Below are 17,705 nucleotides of genomic sequence, written 5' to 3'. Positions count from 1 at the left end.
GGTAAAATGTCGCAATTAATATTGCAATTTATGAGATCAAAAAAATTTAAAAAAATGCTTGCAAAATTTTTAAAAATGTATTATTATATTGTTAGCACTTAAAGTTAAAGAGTGCTAAAAATAAAATTGAATTAAAGATTAAAATATTTTAGGAGGGAAAAATGATAATTAAACCATTGGGAGAAAGAGTTTTAATAAAACAGACAGAACAGGAAGAAGTTACAAAAAGCGGGATTGTATTGCCAGGGACAGCTTCAAAGGAAAAACCGATAATTGGAGAAGTTTTAGCAGTTGGTTCAAAAATTGAGGAAGTTAAAGTTGGAGATAAAGTAATTTTTGAAAAATATTCTGGAACTGAAGTTAAGGATGGGGAAGAAAGTTATTTGATTTTGGAAAAAGACAATGTTTTGGCAATCGTTGAATAATAAAAATTTTAAAAAATAAATTTGTATGAAAATTAAATGTATAAAAAAATGAGACATACATTGTAAAACAAGTGATTTTGATTCCTTGTTAAAATAAAAAATCATATTATTAAATTATGAAAAAATTTCACAATAAAAAATTTACAAAATTTAGAAGGAGATGATAAAAAATGGGAAAAATAATAAAATTTAATGAAGATGCGAGAAAAGCACTTGAAGTGGGAGTAGATACATTAGCTGACGCTGTAAAAATTACACTTGGACCAAAAGGAAGAAATGTAGTATTAGATAGAGGTTTTGGAGCACCAATGATTACAAATGATGGTGTTACAATAGCAAAAGAAATCGAACTTAAAGATCCAATCGAAAATCTCGGAGCACAAATTGTAAAAGAAGTGGCTACAAAGTCAAATGATGTGGCAGGAGACGGTACAACTACTGCAACTGTACTGGCACAGGCTTTAATCAAAGAAGGACTGAAAATGGTAGCTTCTGGAGCAAATCCTGTATTTATAAGACGTGGAATGGAACTTGCTTCTAAAAAAGTTATTGAAGAACTTACAAAAAGAGCTAAAAAAGTGGAATCAAATGAAGAAATAGCACAAGTTGGGGCAATTTCGGCAGGTGATGTAGAAATAGGACAATTAATTGCTCAAGCTATGGAAAAAGTTGGAGAATCTGGAGTTATTACAGTTGAGGAAGCACGTTCTTTAGATACAACTCTGGAAGTTGTGGAAGGAATGCAGTTTGACAACGGATACTTGTCACCTTATATGGTTTCAGATTCTGAAAGAATGGTTGTGGAAATGGATAATCCATTTGTTTTAATCACGGATAAAAAAATTGCAAACATGAAAGAGTTATTGCCAATCTTGGAAAAAACAGTGGAATTAGGACGACCAATGCTTATAATCGCTGAAGATGTCGAAGGAGAAGCACTTGCAACTCTTGTTGTAAATAAACTTCGTGGAACATTAAATATTGCCGCTGTAAAAGCTCCAGCGTTTGGAGACAGAAGAAAGGCTATGTTACAGGATATTGCAATTTTAACAGGTGGAGAAGTTATTTCTGAAGAAAAAGGAATTAAACTTGAAACTGCTGATATTAATTTCTTGGGACAAGCTAAAAAAGTTAGAATTACTAAAGATAATACAGTTATCGTAGACGGTCTTGGAGAAAAAGATGCAATACAAGCAAGAATTGGACAAATTAAAAATTCAATTGCTGAAACAACTTCTGATTATGACAGAGAAAAATTGCAGGAAAGACTTGCTAAATTATCTGGTGGAGTGGCTGTAATAAAAGTTGGAGCTGCAACTGAAACTGAAATGAAAGAAAGAAAATTAAGAATTGAAGATGCTTTAAATGCAACAAAAGCAGCTGTGGAAGAAGGAATCGTTCCAGGAGGAGGAACAATCTTAATCCAAATCGCAAAAGCAATCGAAGACTTTAAATTGGAAGGCGAAGAAGGGCTTGGAGTGGAAATTGTGAAAAAAGCATTATCTGCACCACTTAGACAAATTGTTATCAATGCTGGAATTGATGCAGGTGTCGTAATTGAAAAAGTAAAAAATTCTGAAAATGGAATAGGATTTGACGCTGCAAAAGAAGAATATGTAGATATGGTAAAAGCTGGAATCATTGATCCTGCTAAAGTAACACGTTCTGCAATTCAAAATGCAGTATCAGTATCATCAGTATTATTAACAACTGAAGTTGCAGTTGGTAATGAAAAAGAAGAATCACCAGCTGGTGGAATGCCAGGTGGAATGGGAATGCCAGGAATGATGTAATCTAATAAAATGTAATAAAATAAGGGGTAGTCATTATAAACTACCTCTTTTTTTCTGCTATATTATTTTTTGATTTTTATTTCTTCTAAAATTACCTTCACATTTTCCAAATTAATACTTTTTCCACTTTCCAAAAGTTTTTCTACAACAATATCAATTTCTTTACCTTTTGCACCAGCAAAAAGTGCTAATGAACGAGCCTGCAGCTTCATGTGTCCGTGCTGTATTCCAGTTGTAACAAGTGCTTTTACTGCGGCAAAGTTTTGAGCAAGCCCTACTGATGTAATAATGCTTGCCAGTGTCCTTGCGTCAGGATTTCCTAAAATATTAAATGCAGCTTTTACGCTTGGATTTAGTCCTATTGATCCACCTACACTTGCAATTGGCATTGGAAGGGTAAGTTCTCCCTTTAATTTATTTGTGCTTTCATCAAAAGTCCAAGTTGTAAGTCCTTCATATTTGCCATTTTTCACAGCAAAGGCATTTCCGCCAGCTTCAATTGCACGCCAGTCGTTCCCTGTAGCGACTACCACAGCGTCAATTCCGTTGAAAATTCCTTTATTATGAGTTGCTGCACGATAAATATCAAGTTTTGCAAATTTGCTTGCAAGTTCTATTTTTTTTGCAGTTTTAATAGACGTTTCCATTGAGCTGCTAAGAAGTTTTATATTTACTTCACATTCTGCTTTTACAAGAGATTCAGTTGCATAATTTGATAAAATTGCCATTAGACTTTTTCCGTTTGTAATATTTTCAAGCGGCATTTTTATTGCTTCAAGCATTGTATTCAAAATATTTGCTCCCATAGCCTCCTTTACATCGGCAATCAGATAAACAATCAGAAATTCATCAATATTTTTCGCTTCAATATTAATCGCGCCGCCACCACGTGCTACAATCGAAGGATGGGCATCATTCGCAATTTTTAAAATCTCATTTTTATTTTCCAAAATCATTGAAATAGCATTTTCAAAGTCTAAAATATCATACAATGCAACTTGCCCAATCATTTTCCTATCTAAAATTTTTGTTGTGAAACCGCCAGATTTTCCAATAATTTTAGCTGCGTAACTGCACCCTGCTACAACAGATGGTTCTTCTGTAACCATTGGCACAGCATAATCCTTTTCATCAATAACAAAGTTTGGAGCAACGCTGAATGGCAAGGCAAATGTTCCAATTCCATTTTCAGCCATTTGATTTGCAGTTTCTAGTGGCAAGTTCTCATTTTTTTTCAGAAGTTGTTCAAATTCTTCAGTTAAAAATCCATTATCTTTTAACATCTGTATTCGCTCAGTTCGTTCTTTTTTTTGAAAGCCAAGCCAATTTAATTTTTTTTGATTTTCCTTTTTCATATTTGAAATCAGTTCCTTTCGTTTCGGATTTATAATAAAACTCAAGCAGTTAAAAAATTGTCAAATTCTAATGCTTGAGTGAAAATATAGTTTAAATTTTAAGGTTTATAGCCAGTTTTATCTTTTTCTGTTATTTTTCTGATAACTTTGCACGGTACTCCTGCAGCAATTACATTATCTGGAATATCTTTTGTAACTACGCTTCCAGAGCCAATAATAGTGTTGTTTCCAATTGTAACTCCTTGATTAATGTGGACTCCTGCACCAATCCATACATTATTACCTATTTTTACAGGTTTGGCATAACATCCTCCATTTATTCTTTCTTCTGCCTCAGTGCTGTGATTGGAAGTATAAATTCCTACTCTTGGTCCAAAAAGAACATTATTTCCAATTTCAATTCCGCCACCATCAAGCATTACACAGTCAAAATTTGCATAAAAGTTATCTCCTATTGAAATATTAAATCCAAATTCACATCGGAATGTTGGTTCAAAATGCACATTTTTACCAATTGATTTTAAAAGATTTTTTAGTATTGCTTCTCTTTCTGATGACGGATTTCCAAAACTTTCGTTATATTTATTTGTCAAAAACACAGTATTTTCTCTAGCCTTTATAAGCTCCGGAGTTAAATCATTGTAAACTTTTCCAGATAAAATAAACTGCCGCTGTTCTTCTAAATTCATATTAATTAGCTCCTTTAGGATAGATTTAGTTTATTTTTTTGTAAATCCTTTTATGATTTTCCACTTTTTCTAACACAAATGCGTTATCGCTTTCCTGAATAAGTTTTCTATTTGAAAAATCACAATTTCCTTCATTATCTAAAATTATTTTTTCAAAAAATAAATTTTCATATTCATTTATTGATAATTGTTTTCTATTGTCAAAATCGTTTAATCTATCGTGCCTTAGATGATTTTTAAATCCTTCTGCAAGGGTTAGATTAAAAAATTCACAAACAGCACCGCTTCCATAACTATACATTCCAATATTGTCACCAGCCTTTAAGCTATCACAGTTTTCGAGTAATGAAAGCAAACTTAGATAAAGAGAGCCTGTGTAGATATTTCCAACTCGTTTTCCATAAATTATTGAAGTATGAAATTTTTCCAAAAATTTATTTTTTGTTTCTTTTTCCACATTTTTTTCTAAAAGTGAATTAATCGCTTTTAATCCAAGTTTTGGAAATGGTAAATGAAAACAGAAAGCATCAAAATCGGACAAATCTTGATTATATCTTTTTTTGTATTCATCAAATGTTGTTACAAGACAGTCAAGATACTGCTTTGTTGAAAAATGTCCGTCTACTATTGGAAAATTTGAGTAGTTAGGACGCCAGAAGTCCATAATATCACGTGTTTGACATACATTTTCATCATTTATTACGGCAATTTTGGGGTCTTTTTTTATTAGCATTGCGATACTTCCTGCTCCCTGTGTAGATTCTCCAGGAGTGTCAATTCCGTATTTTGCAATATCTGAAGCAATTACGAGAACTGAGGCATTTTCGTTTTTTTCAATATAGTTTTTTGCAAAACTTAAAGCGGCAGTTGCCCCGTAGCAGGCTTCCTTAATCTCAATACATCGTGCAAATGGCTGGATATTAAGCAGATGATGGATGAAAACAGCAGAAGCTTTGCTTTGATCAATTCCAGATTCTGTTCCAACAATAACCATTTCAATATTTTTTTTATCTTCTTCATCTAAAATCTGTTCAGCCGCACTTGCCCCAAGCGACACAATATCGTCTGTTACAGGTGCAATACTCATTTCGCTTTGCATAAGACCTTTCACAAACTTATTTTCATTTTCATTTCTTCCAAGTGCTAAATCTCGTATATCTAAAAAGTATTTTGGCATTGCAAATCCAATTTTATCTATTCCAATTTTGATTTTTTTTCCTATTTCTTTTATTTTCATAAAATTCGGGCCTTTCTATATAAATATTTTTTTGAAGGAATCACAAATTATACTTAAAAATATGATGTGAAAATTAATAAATATAAAAGTTTTAAGTATAACTACACATATTGTACTATAAAAAAAATGAAATATCAATAATTATAAAATGTTTATTTTTCTCTTGAAGTTTTTAACAAATACTGGTATAATGCAATTGAAATTTTAAACTAAGGTAAATTTTAAAAAAATTATAATACAGAAAGGACACAGAAAATGAAGAAAATTATCTTAATCGCAGTAACAATCGTATCAGCTATATCTTTTGCCAAACTTTCGGAAGAAAAGCAGGCAATTCTTGACAAATACAGAAAACAAGCAGAATCAGACCAGTTCAGTCCTAAAAAAATAAAAGTTAAGCCTGAAGATATATCGGCTAATAAATTTCAAAATCTTCCAGATGTTCAGGCAGGTAAAGTTACGACAAGCGCCACAGCAAATCCTTTGACTAGACAGCAAATTGTCGAAAAATACAGAAGAGAGGCTCGTCTGCAGGAGGACAGGGAAAAAGAGGAACAAGCAAGAAAAGCTGCTAAAAAGCCAGAATTTGTCTACTGGGGAAATGAAAATCCTGAGAAATTTATTAAAACAGATTTAGGATCAGTTGAAAGTGTAAAGCTGTATTTACATTATAATCCGCATAGAAAGGCACAGCTAACTGAACGTTATATAAAAATAGTAGGTCAGGAATAATATTATATTTTGTTAAAGAGATATTTTGCAAATATACATAGGATATCTCTTTTTTTTTAAAAAAAATTTTTTATCATGCTCAGTAAACAAAAAATGTTAACGCCATAAAAAAATTAATTATAAAAAACTTGATATAATGTATGTTATATGTTATTATATCAATGTTAAAAAGTTTTAATACTGATTTTTATATCTGATAACTTTTGAAAATAATTATCTTTTCAAAATTTGGAATGGATAGATCCAGTTTTAAAAGATTTACTATAAATAAAATCGAGAGGATTATGTAATAATGAGTTTGGATAATTTTTATGAGAAAAAAAGTACAGGTAGGACAATCTTAATAATAATAATTATAATAATAGTTTTATTTGCATTTAAAAATAGGATTACAAGTTCATTTACTTTTATGGACGGAATAACACAGTCAGTAAATTTCAGGCTGGTAAAAGTGAAGAGCATGCTTTACACACAGATATTAAAGTTAAAATCCAGAGTTAATGACATTAGCTATATTGATGATTACATCGAAAATAATAAGACAAGAGATTTTGAGCTACAAAAAAATAAAGTTCAGAATATGGAGCTTGCTTATGTGAAACAGGAAAACGAGAACTTACGTAAAATGCTTGACATGCGTCAAAAAACTCAGGCTGAGTTTATAGCGGCAGATGTGGCGCTTGTGGAGAATGGAAACTCGTCAGAAAAAATGTACATAAATAAAGGATCTGCACAGGGAATAAAAATAAATCTGCCTGTAATGTATGATGGCTACCTTATAGGAAAGATTTCTAAAGTCAGCGAGGAATATTCTGAAGTTACCTTGCTTACAAGCAAAACTTCTAAACTGAGCGTAGTTGTAAATAATGGAAGTCTTCAAATTCTACGTGGAAACGGAAATGGGACATACTCAATTCAGAATTATAATGAAACTAGTGTTAATAAGGATACAATATTTAATATAGAAACTTCAGGAGTAAGTGATATATTACCAAGAGGACTTAGAGTGGGAACTTTTAAAGTGACAGAACTGAACGCATTCAATAAAATGAAGGAAGTAAGGTTTAAGCCTAATGTGAACATATTTGATATTCAAAGTGTCCTAGTCTATAAATGGAGTATTAATGATTCAATAAATACACAGATACAAAAAGAGTTAAAAGCTCAGGAAGAACAGCAAAATAAAGAAAATTCACAAACAAATTAAAGAAATGTGTATTAATATATAACAGAATAGCATTTATCATATAAGTAATGCTATTTAATAAATTAAAAAAGAGGTGAGTTTAATTATGTTAAAACAATTAACATTAACAAAAAAAGTTATTTTATTATTTTTATTGGTATCAGTTTTTTCTTTCTCAAAGGATTTTTGGGAAAAAAGTAATTTTACGGTAAATGTGACGGAAGATGCCACATTTAATGGTAAAAGAAGAAGCAAAAGTTATGTTATGACATACAACTCAGGTACGATGAAGCTTCAAATTACGGCACCAAGTGTAAATAAGGGTGAAGTTTATACTTTCAGTGGAAGCAAAAAAACTATTTATTATCCAAGCTTAAAACAGACTGTAACACAAAAAGTTGAAAAAAGTGAAGCAAATATTTTAGCGGTATTCAATAAGCTAAGAAGTATAAAATCTAAAAAGACACAGACTAAAAATGGAGATACATTTACATTCTCAAATAACTGGCTGACATCTATAAAGAGCAGCGGTAACATCGTGAATTTTAGTGATTACAAGACTTCTAACGGATATAGTTATCCAACAAAAATTTCTGTGAAGGATGGAAGTTCTCAGATAATTTATAGATTGTCAAATTTTAGATAATTCATTTGGATAAGTTATAAATTTATGAAAATAATAAAGACAAATTGTATTGTTTTAAAGAAAAAAGAAATGAAGGAAGCGGATTTACAGGTTACACTTTTCAGTAAGGATTATGGTAAAATCATAGCAACTGCCTATGGAATTCGAAAATCCAATAAAAGAAATGTTGTTTCCTTAAATCCGCTGAATGAAGTTGAAGTAACACTTTCACAAAGAAACAATTATTACATTATAAAAGAAGTGGAAATTATAAAAAATTTTAATAACATTATAAAAAATATTGACAAACTGGAAATTTCATTATATATATTGGATAGTATAGATAAAATTTATTATATGATAAATGAAAATGGAAATTTTTTTGATAAGCTGGTGGAAATATTGAGTTTCATTGATATCCTTCCTTGTTTGAAGAAAGGCTATAAATATTATGTTGTATTATCATTCTTGCGAAGGATAATGATGGAACAGGGTATTTATGATATTGAGGAAATAAGTTTAATATTGAGAAAAGAAAAAAGCGAAAATATAAAAAAATATAAAGAAATTTTGCAAATTTCAAAAAATACTTCAAATATACTTGAAATTCAGAAAAAATTTGAAAAATATATTGATTTCTTAAGAAAAATAGTTATAATTTTTGAAAATTTTATAAACAGAAATTTACAGGTTGAGATAAAAATAAAGAAATTTATTATGGAGGAATTTTATGGAAACTAAAAATGTCGCTGACTATATCAAAATTGACACAATAAATTTAAATTTAGAATCAAAAAATAAAAATGCAGTAATTAAAGAGTTGTATAATAATTTAAAAGATACAGGCTTAATAAAGAATGAAGAGCAGGGACTGAGTGATATTTTTGCAAGGGAAGAAATGGGGTCTACGGGAATTGGTAAAAAAATTGCCTTACCACATGCAAAAACTAATGCAGTAGACGAGCTCATAGTAACCTTTGGAATTTCTAAAAATGGTGTATCATATAATTCAATGGATGATGAAGATGTAAATATATTTTTTATGTTTCTGTGTCCTGAAAACAAAACTCAGGAATATCTTAAAGTTCTAGCAAGAATTTCAAGATTAATCAGGGATGAAAAATTTATTGACAGTTTGCTGAAAGCTAATTCAAATAAGGAAATTATTGAAATTATAAGAGCAGAAGAAATGAATGAATAGATATCTGTTGTCTAGCTTGGATTACATAATTAACAAACCCTGAAACAATTTAAATAAATCGAGAGGGGGAAATTTTATGAGATGTCCGTTTTGTGGCTATGAAAATACAAAGGTTGTTGATAGCCGTGCATATTTTGAGGGAAATTCAATAAAAAGAAGACGTGAATGTGAAAAATGTGGAAAAAGATTTACAACGCATGAAAAAGTTGCAGAACTGTCGCTAACAGTAATAAAAAAAAATGGAGAAAAACAGCAGTATTCACGTGAAAAAGTTTATAATGGAATTGTCAGGGCATTCGAAAATCGTAAAATTGACAATGAGAAAATAGAAGAAACCTTGGATAAAATTGAGCGTGAAATACTTACAAACTATTCTGGTGAAATAAAGTCCAGTGAGCTGGGAGATAAAATACTTTCATACTTAATAGATTTAGACGAAATTGCTTATGTTAGATTTGCATCAGTTTACAAAAAATTTGACAGTCTAGACAGTTTTGTAAAAGAGATAGAAAAAATACGCAATGATAAGAATAGAGAAAAATAATAATAAAATATTTTGATAATCAAGAAAGGAAAATAATAGAAAATGAAAAAACTCCGTTTAATTGGAAACATAATATTTTTTAGTTTAGTAGTACATTTTGTACTTCAAAGTGTTAATGTGTTCATGGGAAAAAAGGATATGCAGTTAAGTTTATCACAGACTAATCAACAGATAAAGGAATTGAAAGAAAGAAAAAGTAAATTAGAGCAGGAAAAAGAGAATGCAGGAGTTAATAATAAGGATAAAAATGAGAAATTTGCAAGAAATAACTTGAATCTAAAAAGAAAAGGAGAAGTTATTTATAAAATAGTTGACTAACATAAATTTCATAAATATTTTTATAGGTAGGTTATATTATGAACAAATTAAATAATACAGAAAATTTAAAAAATAAACTTGAAAACTTAAAAATAGAAGATGAGAAAAATAAATATATTTTCAGGGCAAATTTAAGATATATGATTTCATCATCTATTTTTTTTATGGTAATAGCATTTATAGCTGCATATTCGTTATATAAAGGAATTATAGGAGCTGAGAAACTGACTATAATAAGAATAGCATTTATTGTGATTATTTTTGTTTATGTCATAATAGCGTCAATACTTCTTTTTGAATTTAAAATTGTGATTGAAAATGATGAGATAGTTATGAAGAAAGTTCGTATTAAAATGAAAAATATTGAAAGTGCATCGCTCAGAATAATTAGAGTGGGCATGGGGAAAGCTGACAAGTTTCTGGAAATAATAACAACAGACAAAAAAAGAATACAGATGAGAATGAATATAAGTGATGAATTACTATTTTTGAAGTTAATACAAAATCAGATTGGAGAGAAACTGGATATTTAATCTAAATTAAGTATCCAAGAAAGGTAAAAAAATGAAAATAAGAAATTTAATTTTAATGATAAGTGTATTTTTATGTAATACTGTTTTTGCCAACGACAGTTTGGTAAAGAAAGCTCTTGTAAAGGTTTATACTGCACACCAGATGCATAATTACATGTCCCCTTGGCAAAACGGACAGGATTTCAGCTCGACTGCAACAGGGTTTATCATAGATGGTAATAGAATTATTACAAATGCTCATGCAGTACTAAATGAAAAATTCCTTCAGGTAAGAAAAGAAGGCGATTCAAAAAAATATAAGGCAAATGTAAAATTTATCTCGGAAGAATATGATTTAGCATTAGTTGATGTTGAGGATAAATCATTCTTTAGCGGAACAACAACCTTGAAATTGGGAAAACTTCCAAATATACAAGATAGCCTTACAGTTTACGGGTACCCTTTGGGTGGAGACAAGCTTAGTACTACGAGAGGAATTGTATCAAGAATGGAGCATAACAGCTACACTTTGACAAATGAAAAATTCCTTATTGGACAAACTGATGCGGCAATTAACAGTGGGAATAGTGGTGGACCTGTACTGAGTGGAGGTAAGGTCGTGGGTGTAGCATTTGCAGGACTTACTCAGGCAGATAATATAGGGTATTTTATTCCTGTAAACATACTTGAAAATTTTTTGGATGACATAAAAGATGGAACTTATGATGGACCTCCAAAATTAGGATTACAATGGGCAAAGCTTGAAAGTACATCTCAGCGGCAAATGCTGGGATTAAAAAATGATTCAAAAGGTGTTTTTATAAAAAAAATTCTTCCAAATTCTCCATTTAACGGTGTACTCCAAAGAAATGACGTGTTATTGAAATTGGATGGGCATGATATTGAGTCAGATGGAACTGTAGAATTTCGAAAAAATGAGAAAACAGACTTTAATTTTATAAATCAAGAAAAAAAATATGGACAGACATTAAGTTATGAAATTATTAGAGATAAAAAGGTATATAAAGGACAAGTTACATTGAAAAAGGCTGATATAAAATTTAGTGTGGTAAAAAGTACGAAACTTCAGGAAGCTCCTTCTTACTATGTTTATGGTGGATTAATTTTTGAGCCTCTTACAACAAATTACATTACATCGTTTACTGAAGAACATCCAGCAAATACACTTTCAGCAGTATATGATAGAGAGGATTTGTTTAAAGATTACAATGGATTGGTAATTCTTGTAAGGGTTCTTCCATTTGATGTAAATCTTGGGTATTCTGAACTTGAGAACAGAATCATTACTAAAGTTAATGGAGAGAAATATAAGGATTTTAATGATTTTGTAAAAAAAGTGAAAAATACAAACAAAGAATTTATTGTTTTTGAAGATGAAGACGGCAATGAAATTGTATTAGATGTTGCCAAGGTTAATGCACAAAAATCAGCATTGATGGAAAATTATAATATTTCACATGAAATGTCGAGTGATATAAGATAGTGATATTAAATAGAAAGGAAGAGGAAAGAAAATATGGTAGAATTTTTTATTGCATTTCGACATGTTATTGAGAGAAAGTTTCAAAGTATATTTTCAGTGCTTGGAGTTGCAATTGCAGTAACAGTATTTATTGTTTCGCTAACAGTTTCCAATGGATTGGAAAAAAATATGATAAATTCGCTGCTCACTATGAGTCCACATATTTTAATAAAAAATAAGAAGAAGCCTTTTTTTGAAGGATATAATGAAACTGTAGAGAATATAAAAAAAATAAAAGGTGTCAAGGCTGTAATTCCACAAATTAATAGTCAGTCAATAATGAAATTTGAAGGCTATGCAAAAGGAGTGCTAGCAGATGGGATTAGTGTAGAAAATGTCAAAAATGGACTAAAACTTAAAATGGTTCATGGAAATGATAATATTTCAGAGTTAAATTCTGTTCTGATTGGAGAAGCCTTAGCAAGTGAGATGAAGTTGAAAGTTGGGCAGGAAGTAAGTTTAGTCTCAGCTGAAAATAAGGAGATAAAACTTATTGTGAGAGGAATTTTCAAGACAGGATTTTTAGAATATGATTCAAACCTTGCAATCGTTCCATTACGAACAATGCAGATATTATCCGAACAAGGTGAAGCTGCTACTGAAATAGGCATTAAAGTTGAAAGTCCTCAAAAAGTTGAAGAAGTATTAAATCAGATAAGAATTGTAATAAATCAAGAAGAATATGCTATAGTAAGCTGGAAAACGATAAATCAGAATCTTTTAAAAGCAGTACAGTTTGAAAAATTTGTGTTAATTGCGATTTTAAGTTTACTTCTCGTTATTGCAAGTTTTGCTGTATCGGTAATTTTAAATATGATTGTACGTGAGAAAATTAAGGATATTGGAATTTTGAAATCAATTGGATATACAAATAAAAATGTGCGAAGAATTTTTACTACAGAAGGGTTGATAATTGGCGTATTTGGGATGGTTTTGGCAAGTGGATTGTCGCCACTTGTACTTATAGGGTTAAAAATTTTATTTAAGGAATATATGAAAGGTGGAACTTACTATCTGGAAGAATTGCCTTTGTATATTTCACAAAAGGAACTTCTGATTATTTATGGAGTAACATTTGTAGTTGTATTTTTGTCAACAATCTTCCCAGCAGCCAGAGCAGCCAGATTAAAACCTGTGGAGGCGTTAAAATATGAATAAAATAATAGAATTGAAAAATGTTAATAAAATTTATAAGACAAAAGTTGAAAATATTCATATTCTAAAAAATATAAACTTGGCGTTTAACAAAGGAGATTTTATTTCTATACAAGGTAAGTCAGGAAGTGGTAAAACATCGCTTTTAAATATACTTGGTCTTTTAGATGAGCCGACTGATGGAGAAATTTATATAGGCGGAGAAAAGATACACTATAAAAATGAAAAAGCAAAAACATCAATAAGAAATAAAAAAATAGGATTTGTTTTTCAATTTCACTATTTGCTAAATGAATTTACAGCACTTGAAAATATTATGATGCCTGCACTTGTAAACAAAAATATGAATAAGAATGAAATTAAGAAAAAAGCAAAAGAACTGCTTGCATTAGTGGGACTTGCAAAACGTATAAAACATAAACCAATGGAGCTTTCAGGAGGGGAAAAGCAGCGTGTGGCAATAGCAAGGGCGATGATTAACGATCCTGATATAATACTGGCTGATGAACCTACAGGAAATCTTGACACAGAAACAAGTAATATGATAAATGAACTATTTATGAAAATAAATCAGGAAAGAAATCAGTCAATAATAATAGTTACTCATAGTCTGGAATTAGCAAATTTGGCTACTTATAAGTATAAAATTGAAAATGGTGAATTTAATATGATTTTACCAACAATACAATTTTAGGAAATTTTGATAATGGAAAAAGAAAAAATTTATCTGCACTATGATATGGATGCCTTTTTTGCTGCAATTGAGCAAAGGGATAACAAGGAACTTAGAGGAAAGCCTATCGCAATAGGACATGGAGTTGTTACAACGGCAAGCTATGAAGCTAGAAAATATGGAGTAAAATCTGCAATGCCAACAGTTCAGGCTAAACGGCTATGTCCAAATCTTATCGTTGTGAGCCTTAGAAAAGGTGTTTACTTTGAAGAGGGCAGAAGAATACAGGGATTAATAAAAAATGTATTGAAAAAATCCGAATTTACATCTGTTGATGAAGGTTATATTGATATTACAGAATTTATTAGAAATAAAAATATGAAACTTGATAAAAGAGATGAAATTTTAAAGATAAAGAGATTTATAAAAAAATTTAAAAAATTTATTTATGATAATTCTAAGCTTACTTGTTCAGTTGGTATAGGTTTTAGCAAGATAAGCGCTAAAATTGCAAGTGATATTGATAAGCCAAATGGCTATTTTATATTTAGAAACCGTGAACATTTTTTAGATTATATTTATAATAAGGAACTTGGGATAATTCCAGGAATTGGGAGAAAGACGAGAGAAGTGTTGAAATTATTTAATATAACAAATGTCTTTCAGCTATATGAAATTGAAAAAAATGAGTTAATCAGAAGATTTGGGGAAAGTAAAGGGGAGTATCTATATAATGCCGTTCGTGGCTTACACTCTTCTGAGATAAATATAGACAGAAAAAGGCAGTCTTATGGACACGAAGTTACTTTTCATCAGGAGGAAAATGATATTTTAGTATTACATGCTGAATTAAAAAAACAATCTGAAAGATTGAGCAGCAAACTTATTGAAAAAAATGAATTTGCCAAAACTGTTACAATAAAAATCAGATATTCTAATTTTGTAACACATACCCGTTCAAAAACTTTGAAAAGTGCGACAAGCAATGCAAATGAAATATATAATGCTGCTCTTGAAAATTTGGAATTTTTTGAAAAAAAGGACGAAGTACGGCTTATTGGAGTGCAGTTAAGTTCAATTTTGAAAAGTAACATAGTTCAGTTGTCATTTGATGACTTGAAAATAAATTATTAATATATTTAGTAAAAAATTATTATAAGATAGGAAGTGGAACAAATGGTTTTAAGCGAAAAAGAAATATTAGATTATATTGATGAAATAAATCTTTTACTGGAAAAAGCATATGTACCGTATTCTAAATTTCCTGTAGCAGCATTACTAATTGATGAAAATGGAAATAAGCATAAAGGAGTTAATGTTGAAAATGCATCTTTTGGACTTACGCTTTGTGCTGAACGTAATGCGATTACAACAGCGGTTACTGAAAATATGAAGAAAATAAAAGTGCTTGTTGTAACAGGAAATACGTCTGAGCCAATTAGCCCTTGTGGAGCGTGTAGACAGGTAATAAGAGAATTTTCTGACAAGGATACAGTAATAATTTTAACAAATAAGGATAAAAAATATAAAATCACTTCATTAGAAGAGCTTTTACCATATTCATTTGGAGCAGAAGATTTGTAAAAAATTTATAATATCTTTTAAAAAGTTTAATACGAGCGTGTCTGAAAACTCTGAATCAATAATATTTTTAATAATTACTTAAACTTATTTTATTTATTGACTTTAGTCAGTTGAGTACGCAAAGCGTGCGAAATATAAAACCGCCCGCATAGCGAGTGCGAAAACGTAAGTTTGCAACAAAATACACCTTTCGTTATAATAGCGTTGTTCAAAGCTACTATTAATGAAAGGAAAGTATTTAATGGCTAATAGAACTAAATAGACTGTCTCATATTAAATGGATGTGCAAGTGTGTCATATAGTATTTACACCTAAGTATAGACGAAAAATTATATATAGTCAATACAGAAAAAGTGTGGGAAAAATTTTAATAAGATTATATGAGTATAAAGGAGTTGAAATAATAGAAGGACATTTGATGAAAGATCACCTGCATATGCTATAGGTGTATTAAATTTTATGGGATATCTGAAGGGAAAAAGTATATTGATGATGTTTGACAAGCATGTAAACTTAAAATATAAATTTGGAAACAGACATTTCTGGTCATAAGGATATTATGTAAGTAGACTTAAATGAAAGCAACCATAAAAAAATATATAGCCAAACAGGAGAAACATGATATAGCGATGGACAAATTAAGTGTAGTAATATGAAGCCCTTTTTAAAATTTTCAAATCTTGGAGTTTCATTTCTTCCAGTTCTATAATTTTTATTTGTATTAGATTCTCAATATCTTTTTCAGAAAGGTTTGTTGTATCTGAATTTTTCATCTATCACTCCTTGATTTTTTAATAAGAATTTGATAAAATAAATATAGATTACAAAAGTTTGTATTTCATTTTTACTATAAAAACTAGGAAGCAAAAATGAGGCAAATTTTTATAAAACGTTGAAAAAATTTCTTATAGACTAAGAGTTTATAAAAAGAGATCCTTTTAAAATAAGTAAAAATAATAATTATGACTTGAATTAAAAAGTAAAATTATTTCAAAATCTCTAAAAATAACTATTTAAAGTGATTTATAAAATGGCAAAATCAGTAAAATATCAGAAAACAAAAGTACAATTTAGAATTTTAGTAGTCTTTTTTAAAGACTACTATATTTTTGATTATAAATATTTTTTAAAAATGAAGGAAATAAAAATGGGAAAATTAATAATTATAGAAGGTACAGATGGAAGTGGGAAACAGACACAGGCGGAATTGCTATACAAGAAATTAAAAGAAATAGAAGGGGAAGGAAAAGTAAAGAAAATATCTTTTCCAAATTATGAAAGCAGAGCTTCCGAGCCTGTAAAAATGTATCTTGCAGGTGAATTTGGAAAAACAGCGGAAAGTGTTAATGCTTATGCGACTTCTGTACTTTATTCAGTTGACAGGTTTGCTTCGTTTAAGACTGAATGGGAAGAGTTTTACAAAAATGGGGGAATCGTGATTAGTGATAGGTACACAATTTCAAATATGATTCATCAAGTGCCGAAAATATCTAATAAATCTGAACGTGAAATATATTTGAACTGGTTAATAGACTTGGAATGGAGAAAAATAGCAATACCAGAGCCAGATATTGTATTTTTCTTAGATATTCCATTTGAGTTTAGTCAAAAACTTATGAAAAATAGAGAAAATAAAATAACTGGAGAAAAAGAGAAGGATATTCACGAAAAAGATAAAAATTACCTGAAAAATTCCTATGAAGTAGCAAAAGAATTGTCAGTAAAATATAAGTGGGATGTAATTTCTTGCGTTAAAGATGACAAATTAAGAACGATAGAAGATATAAATGATGAAATAGCGAAAATTATTTTTAAAAAAATATAATGTAAGGAAAAATTGCAAAATAAAGTATCACTATAGACTTATTTAATAATCTTGATATAATAAATGGTAACAAAGATACTGGCAATGAATATTGAAAGAATAAAAAAATTAAGAAAGGAAACTATTGAATGAGGCTATAAAATTGAACATTTAAGAGGCAGTTGGACATCCATCAAAACTGTCTGCCCTTGACAGGCTTGTAACTATGCTTCCGTATTAAGAACTATGGCGAACATTGCCTTTGAATACGGCGTTGCAAAAAGTACCATCTGTGAGTGTGTTAAATGAACTGAGAACATACTGATAAA

At 29.9% G+C, this 17,705-nt stretch carries 20 protein-coding genes and 1 pseudogene; 17 read left to right on the top strand and 4 right to left on the bottom strand.

Going from position 1 to position 17,705, the window contains the following annotated elements; genetic code table 11:
- Positions 1-161: 161 nt before the first annotated feature.
- Positions 162-425, top strand: a complete 264-nt coding sequence (locus HMPREF1552_RS10970) for a co-chaperone GroES (protein ID WP_021745275.1) — start codon at positions 162-164, stop codon at positions 423-425.
- Between the two features lie 170 nt (positions 426-595).
- Positions 596-2,218, top strand: a complete 1,623-nt coding sequence (gene groL, locus HMPREF1552_RS10965) for a chaperonin GroEL (protein ID WP_021745274.1) — start codon at positions 596-598, stop codon at positions 2,216-2,218.
- Between the two features lie 62 nt (positions 2,219-2,280).
- Here groL and HMPREF1552_RS10960 read toward each other — a convergent pair whose 3' ends face one another.
- The 3 genes from HMPREF1552_RS10960 to HMPREF1552_RS10950 all read right to left on the bottom strand — a co-directional run bounded on the left by HMPREF1552_RS10960 (position 2,281) and on the right by HMPREF1552_RS10950 (position 5,499).
- Positions 2,281-3,573, bottom strand: a complete 1,293-nt coding sequence (locus tag HMPREF1552_RS10960) for a hydroxymethylglutaryl-CoA reductase, degradative (protein WP_021745273.1) — start codon at positions 3,571-3,573, stop codon at positions 2,281-2,283.
- A 98-nt stretch (positions 3,574-3,671) separates the two neighbouring features.
- Positions 3,672-4,262 carry a sugar O-acetyltransferase gene (locus HMPREF1552_RS10955; RefSeq protein ID WP_021745272.1) on the bottom strand — a complete coding sequence of 197 codons (591 nt, stop codon included), beginning with the start codon at positions 4,260-4,262 and terminating at the stop codon, positions 3,672-3,674.
- Between the two features lie 25 nt (positions 4,263-4,287).
- Positions 4,288-5,499, bottom strand: a complete 1,212-nt coding sequence (locus tag HMPREF1552_RS10950; protein ID WP_021745271.1) for a hydroxymethylglutaryl-CoA synthase — start codon at positions 5,497-5,499, stop codon at positions 4,288-4,290.
- A 255-nt stretch (positions 5,500-5,754) separates the two neighbouring features.
- Between HMPREF1552_RS10950 and HMPREF1552_RS10945 the strand changes: the two genes are divergently transcribed.
- The 14 genes and pseudogenes from HMPREF1552_RS10945 (at position 5,755) to tnpA (ending at position 16,228) form a co-directional block, all read left to right on the top strand.
- Positions 5,755-6,231 carry a hypothetical protein gene (locus tag HMPREF1552_RS10945; RefSeq protein WP_021745270.1) on the top strand — a complete coding sequence of 159 codons (477 nt, stop codon included), beginning with the start codon at positions 5,755-5,757 and terminating at the stop codon, positions 6,229-6,231.
- 292 nt (positions 6,232-6,523) lie between these two features.
- A complete protein-coding gene (mreC, locus tag HMPREF1552_RS10940; protein WP_021745269.1) occupies positions 6,524-7,438 on the top strand; it encodes a rod shape-determining protein MreC in 915 nt (304 codons plus the stop codon).
- An 85-nt stretch (positions 7,439-7,523) separates the two neighbouring features.
- Positions 7,524-8,063, top strand: a complete 540-nt coding sequence (locus HMPREF1552_RS10935) for a hypothetical protein (protein ID WP_021745268.1) — start codon at positions 7,524-7,526, stop codon at positions 8,061-8,063.
- Between the two features lie 24 nt (positions 8,064-8,087).
- Complete coding sequence (recO, locus tag HMPREF1552_RS10930; RefSeq protein WP_021745267.1) at positions 8,088-8,783, top strand: DNA repair protein RecO; 696 nt, start codon at positions 8,088-8,090, stop codon at positions 8,781-8,783.
- Entirely contained in the window at positions 8,773-9,243 is a 471-nt protein-coding gene (locus tag HMPREF1552_RS10925) for a PTS sugar transporter subunit IIA (RefSeq protein WP_021745266.1), read from the top strand. The genes recO and HMPREF1552_RS10925 overlap by 11 nt, the downstream gene beginning before the upstream one ends.
- A gap of 76 nt (positions 9,244-9,319) precedes the next feature.
- Positions 9,320-9,787: a transcriptional regulator NrdR gene (gene nrdR, locus HMPREF1552_RS10920; RefSeq protein ID WP_021745265.1), complete on the top strand. Its 468-nt coding sequence runs from the start codon at positions 9,320-9,322 to the stop codon at positions 9,785-9,787.
- Between the two features lie 42 nt (positions 9,788-9,829).
- Positions 9,830-10,105, top strand: a complete 276-nt coding sequence (locus tag HMPREF1552_RS10915; RefSeq protein ID WP_021745264.1) for a septum formation initiator family protein — start codon at positions 9,830-9,832, stop codon at positions 10,103-10,105.
- Between the two features lie 38 nt (positions 10,106-10,143).
- Positions 10,144-10,638 (top strand): hypothetical protein, encoded by a 495-nt coding sequence (locus HMPREF1552_RS10910; RefSeq protein WP_021745263.1) that lies wholly within the window; start codon positions 10,144-10,146, stop codon positions 10,636-10,638.
- Between the two features lie 31 nt (positions 10,639-10,669).
- Entirely contained in the window at positions 10,670-12,121 is a 1,452-nt protein-coding gene (locus HMPREF1552_RS10905) for a serine protease (RefSeq protein ID WP_021745262.1), read from the top strand.
- 33 nt (positions 12,122-12,154) lie between these two features.
- Complete coding sequence (locus HMPREF1552_RS10900) at positions 12,155-13,318, top strand: ABC transporter permease (protein ID WP_021745261.1); 1,164 nt, start codon at positions 12,155-12,157, stop codon at positions 13,316-13,318.
- Positions 13,311-14,009: an ABC transporter ATP-binding protein gene (locus HMPREF1552_RS10895; RefSeq protein WP_021745260.1), complete on the top strand. Its 699-nt coding sequence runs from the start codon at positions 13,311-13,313 to the stop codon at positions 14,007-14,009. Before HMPREF1552_RS10900 ends, HMPREF1552_RS10895 begins: the two co-directional genes overlap by 8 nt.
- 12 nt (positions 14,010-14,021) lie before the next feature.
- Positions 14,022-15,122 (top strand): DNA polymerase IV, encoded by a 1,101-nt coding sequence (gene dinB / locus HMPREF1552_RS10890; protein WP_021745259.1) that lies wholly within the window; start codon positions 14,022-14,024, stop codon positions 15,120-15,122.
- A gap of 42 nt (positions 15,123-15,164) precedes the next feature.
- Positions 15,165-15,572: a cytidine deaminase gene (gene cdd / locus HMPREF1552_RS10885; protein ID WP_039901640.1), complete on the top strand. Its 408-nt coding sequence runs from the start codon at positions 15,165-15,167 to the stop codon at positions 15,570-15,572.
- A 281-nt stretch (positions 15,573-15,853) separates the two neighbouring features.
- Positions 15,854-16,228, top strand: a pseudogene (gene tnpA / locus HMPREF1552_RS11940) (IS200/IS605 family transposase).
- Here the strand turns inward: tnpA and HMPREF1552_RS12960 are convergent.
- Positions 16,211-16,345, bottom strand: coding sequence for a hypothetical protein (locus tag HMPREF1552_RS12960; RefSeq protein ID WP_021745256.1), 135 nt, complete (start codon positions 16,343-16,345; stop codon positions 16,211-16,213). The pseudogene tnpA and the gene HMPREF1552_RS12960 overlap by 18 nt on opposite strands.
- Before the next feature lie 374 nt (positions 16,346-16,719).
- On the opposite strand from HMPREF1552_RS12960, the gene HMPREF1552_RS10880 reads away from it, so the two are divergent.
- Positions 16,720-17,397, top strand: a complete 678-nt coding sequence (locus tag HMPREF1552_RS10880) for a thymidylate kinase (protein ID WP_039901645.1) — start codon at positions 16,720-16,722, stop codon at positions 17,395-17,397.
- The last annotated feature ends 308 nt before the right edge of the window (positions 17,398-17,705 follow it).

Origin of the sequence: Leptotrichia sp. oral taxon 879 str. F0557 (assembly GCF_000469385.1) — a bacterium.
Lineage (GTDB): Bacteria > Fusobacteriota > Fusobacteriia > Fusobacteriales > Leptotrichiaceae > Leptotrichia > Leptotrichia mesophila.
The sequence above is the reverse complement of the archived record's forward strand: the minus strand, read 5'-3'. Positions and strand labels throughout refer to the sequence as shown.

Bases quoted from the DNA above. Each gene is read 5' to 3' on its own strand.
- HMPREF1552_RS10970 (WP_021745275.1), top strand. From the start codon at position 162: ATGATAATTAAACCATTGGGAGAAAGAGTTTTAATAAAACAGACAGAA.
- groL (WP_021745274.1), top strand. From the start codon at position 596: ATGGGAAAAATAATAAAATTTAATGAAGATGCGAGAAAAGCACTTGAA.
- HMPREF1552_RS10960 (WP_021745273.1), bottom strand. From the start codon at position 3,573: ATGAAAAAGGAAAATCAAAAAAAATTAAATTGGCTTGGCTTTCAAAAA.
- HMPREF1552_RS10955 (WP_021745272.1), bottom strand. From the start codon at position 4,262: ATGAATTTAGAAGAACAGCGGCAGTTTATTTTATCTGGAAAAGTTTAC.
- HMPREF1552_RS10950 (WP_021745271.1), bottom strand. From the start codon at position 5,499: ATGAAAATAAAAGAAATAGGAAAAAAAATCAAAATTGGAATAGATAAA.
- HMPREF1552_RS10945 (WP_021745270.1), top strand. From the start codon at position 5,755: ATGAAGAAAATTATCTTAATCGCAGTAACAATCGTATCAGCTATATCT.
- mreC (WP_021745269.1), top strand. From the start codon at position 6,524: ATGAGTTTGGATAATTTTTATGAGAAAAAAAGTACAGGTAGGACAATC.
- HMPREF1552_RS10935 (WP_021745268.1), top strand. From the start codon at position 7,524: ATGTTAAAACAATTAACATTAACAAAAAAAGTTATTTTATTATTTTTA.
- recO (WP_021745267.1), top strand. From the start codon at position 8,088: ATGAAAATAATAAAGACAAATTGTATTGTTTTAAAGAAAAAAGAAATG.
- HMPREF1552_RS10925 (WP_021745266.1), top strand. From the start codon at position 8,773: ATGGAAACTAAAAATGTCGCTGACTATATCAAAATTGACACAATAAAT.
- nrdR (WP_021745265.1), top strand. From the start codon at position 9,320: ATGAGATGTCCGTTTTGTGGCTATGAAAATACAAAGGTTGTTGATAGC.
- HMPREF1552_RS10915 (WP_021745264.1), top strand. From the start codon at position 9,830: ATGAAAAAACTCCGTTTAATTGGAAACATAATATTTTTTAGTTTAGTA.
- HMPREF1552_RS10910 (WP_021745263.1), top strand. From the start codon at position 10,144: ATGAACAAATTAAATAATACAGAAAATTTAAAAAATAAACTTGAAAAC.
- HMPREF1552_RS10905 (WP_021745262.1), top strand. From the start codon at position 10,670: ATGAAAATAAGAAATTTAATTTTAATGATAAGTGTATTTTTATGTAAT.
- HMPREF1552_RS10900 (WP_021745261.1), top strand. From the start codon at position 12,155: ATGGTAGAATTTTTTATTGCATTTCGACATGTTATTGAGAGAAAGTTT.
- HMPREF1552_RS10895 (WP_021745260.1), top strand. From the start codon at position 13,311: ATGAATAAAATAATAGAATTGAAAAATGTTAATAAAATTTATAAGACA.
- dinB (WP_021745259.1), top strand. From the start codon at position 14,022: ATGGAAAAAGAAAAAATTTATCTGCACTATGATATGGATGCCTTTTTT.
- cdd (WP_039901640.1), top strand. From the start codon at position 15,165: ATGGTTTTAAGCGAAAAAGAAATATTAGATTATATTGATGAAATAAAT.
- HMPREF1552_RS12960 (WP_021745256.1), bottom strand. From the start codon at position 16,345: ATGAAAAATTCAGATACAACAAACCTTTCTGAAAAAGATATTGAGAAT.
- HMPREF1552_RS10880 (WP_039901645.1), top strand. From the start codon at position 16,720: ATGGGAAAATTAATAATTATAGAAGGTACAGATGGAAGTGGGAAACAG.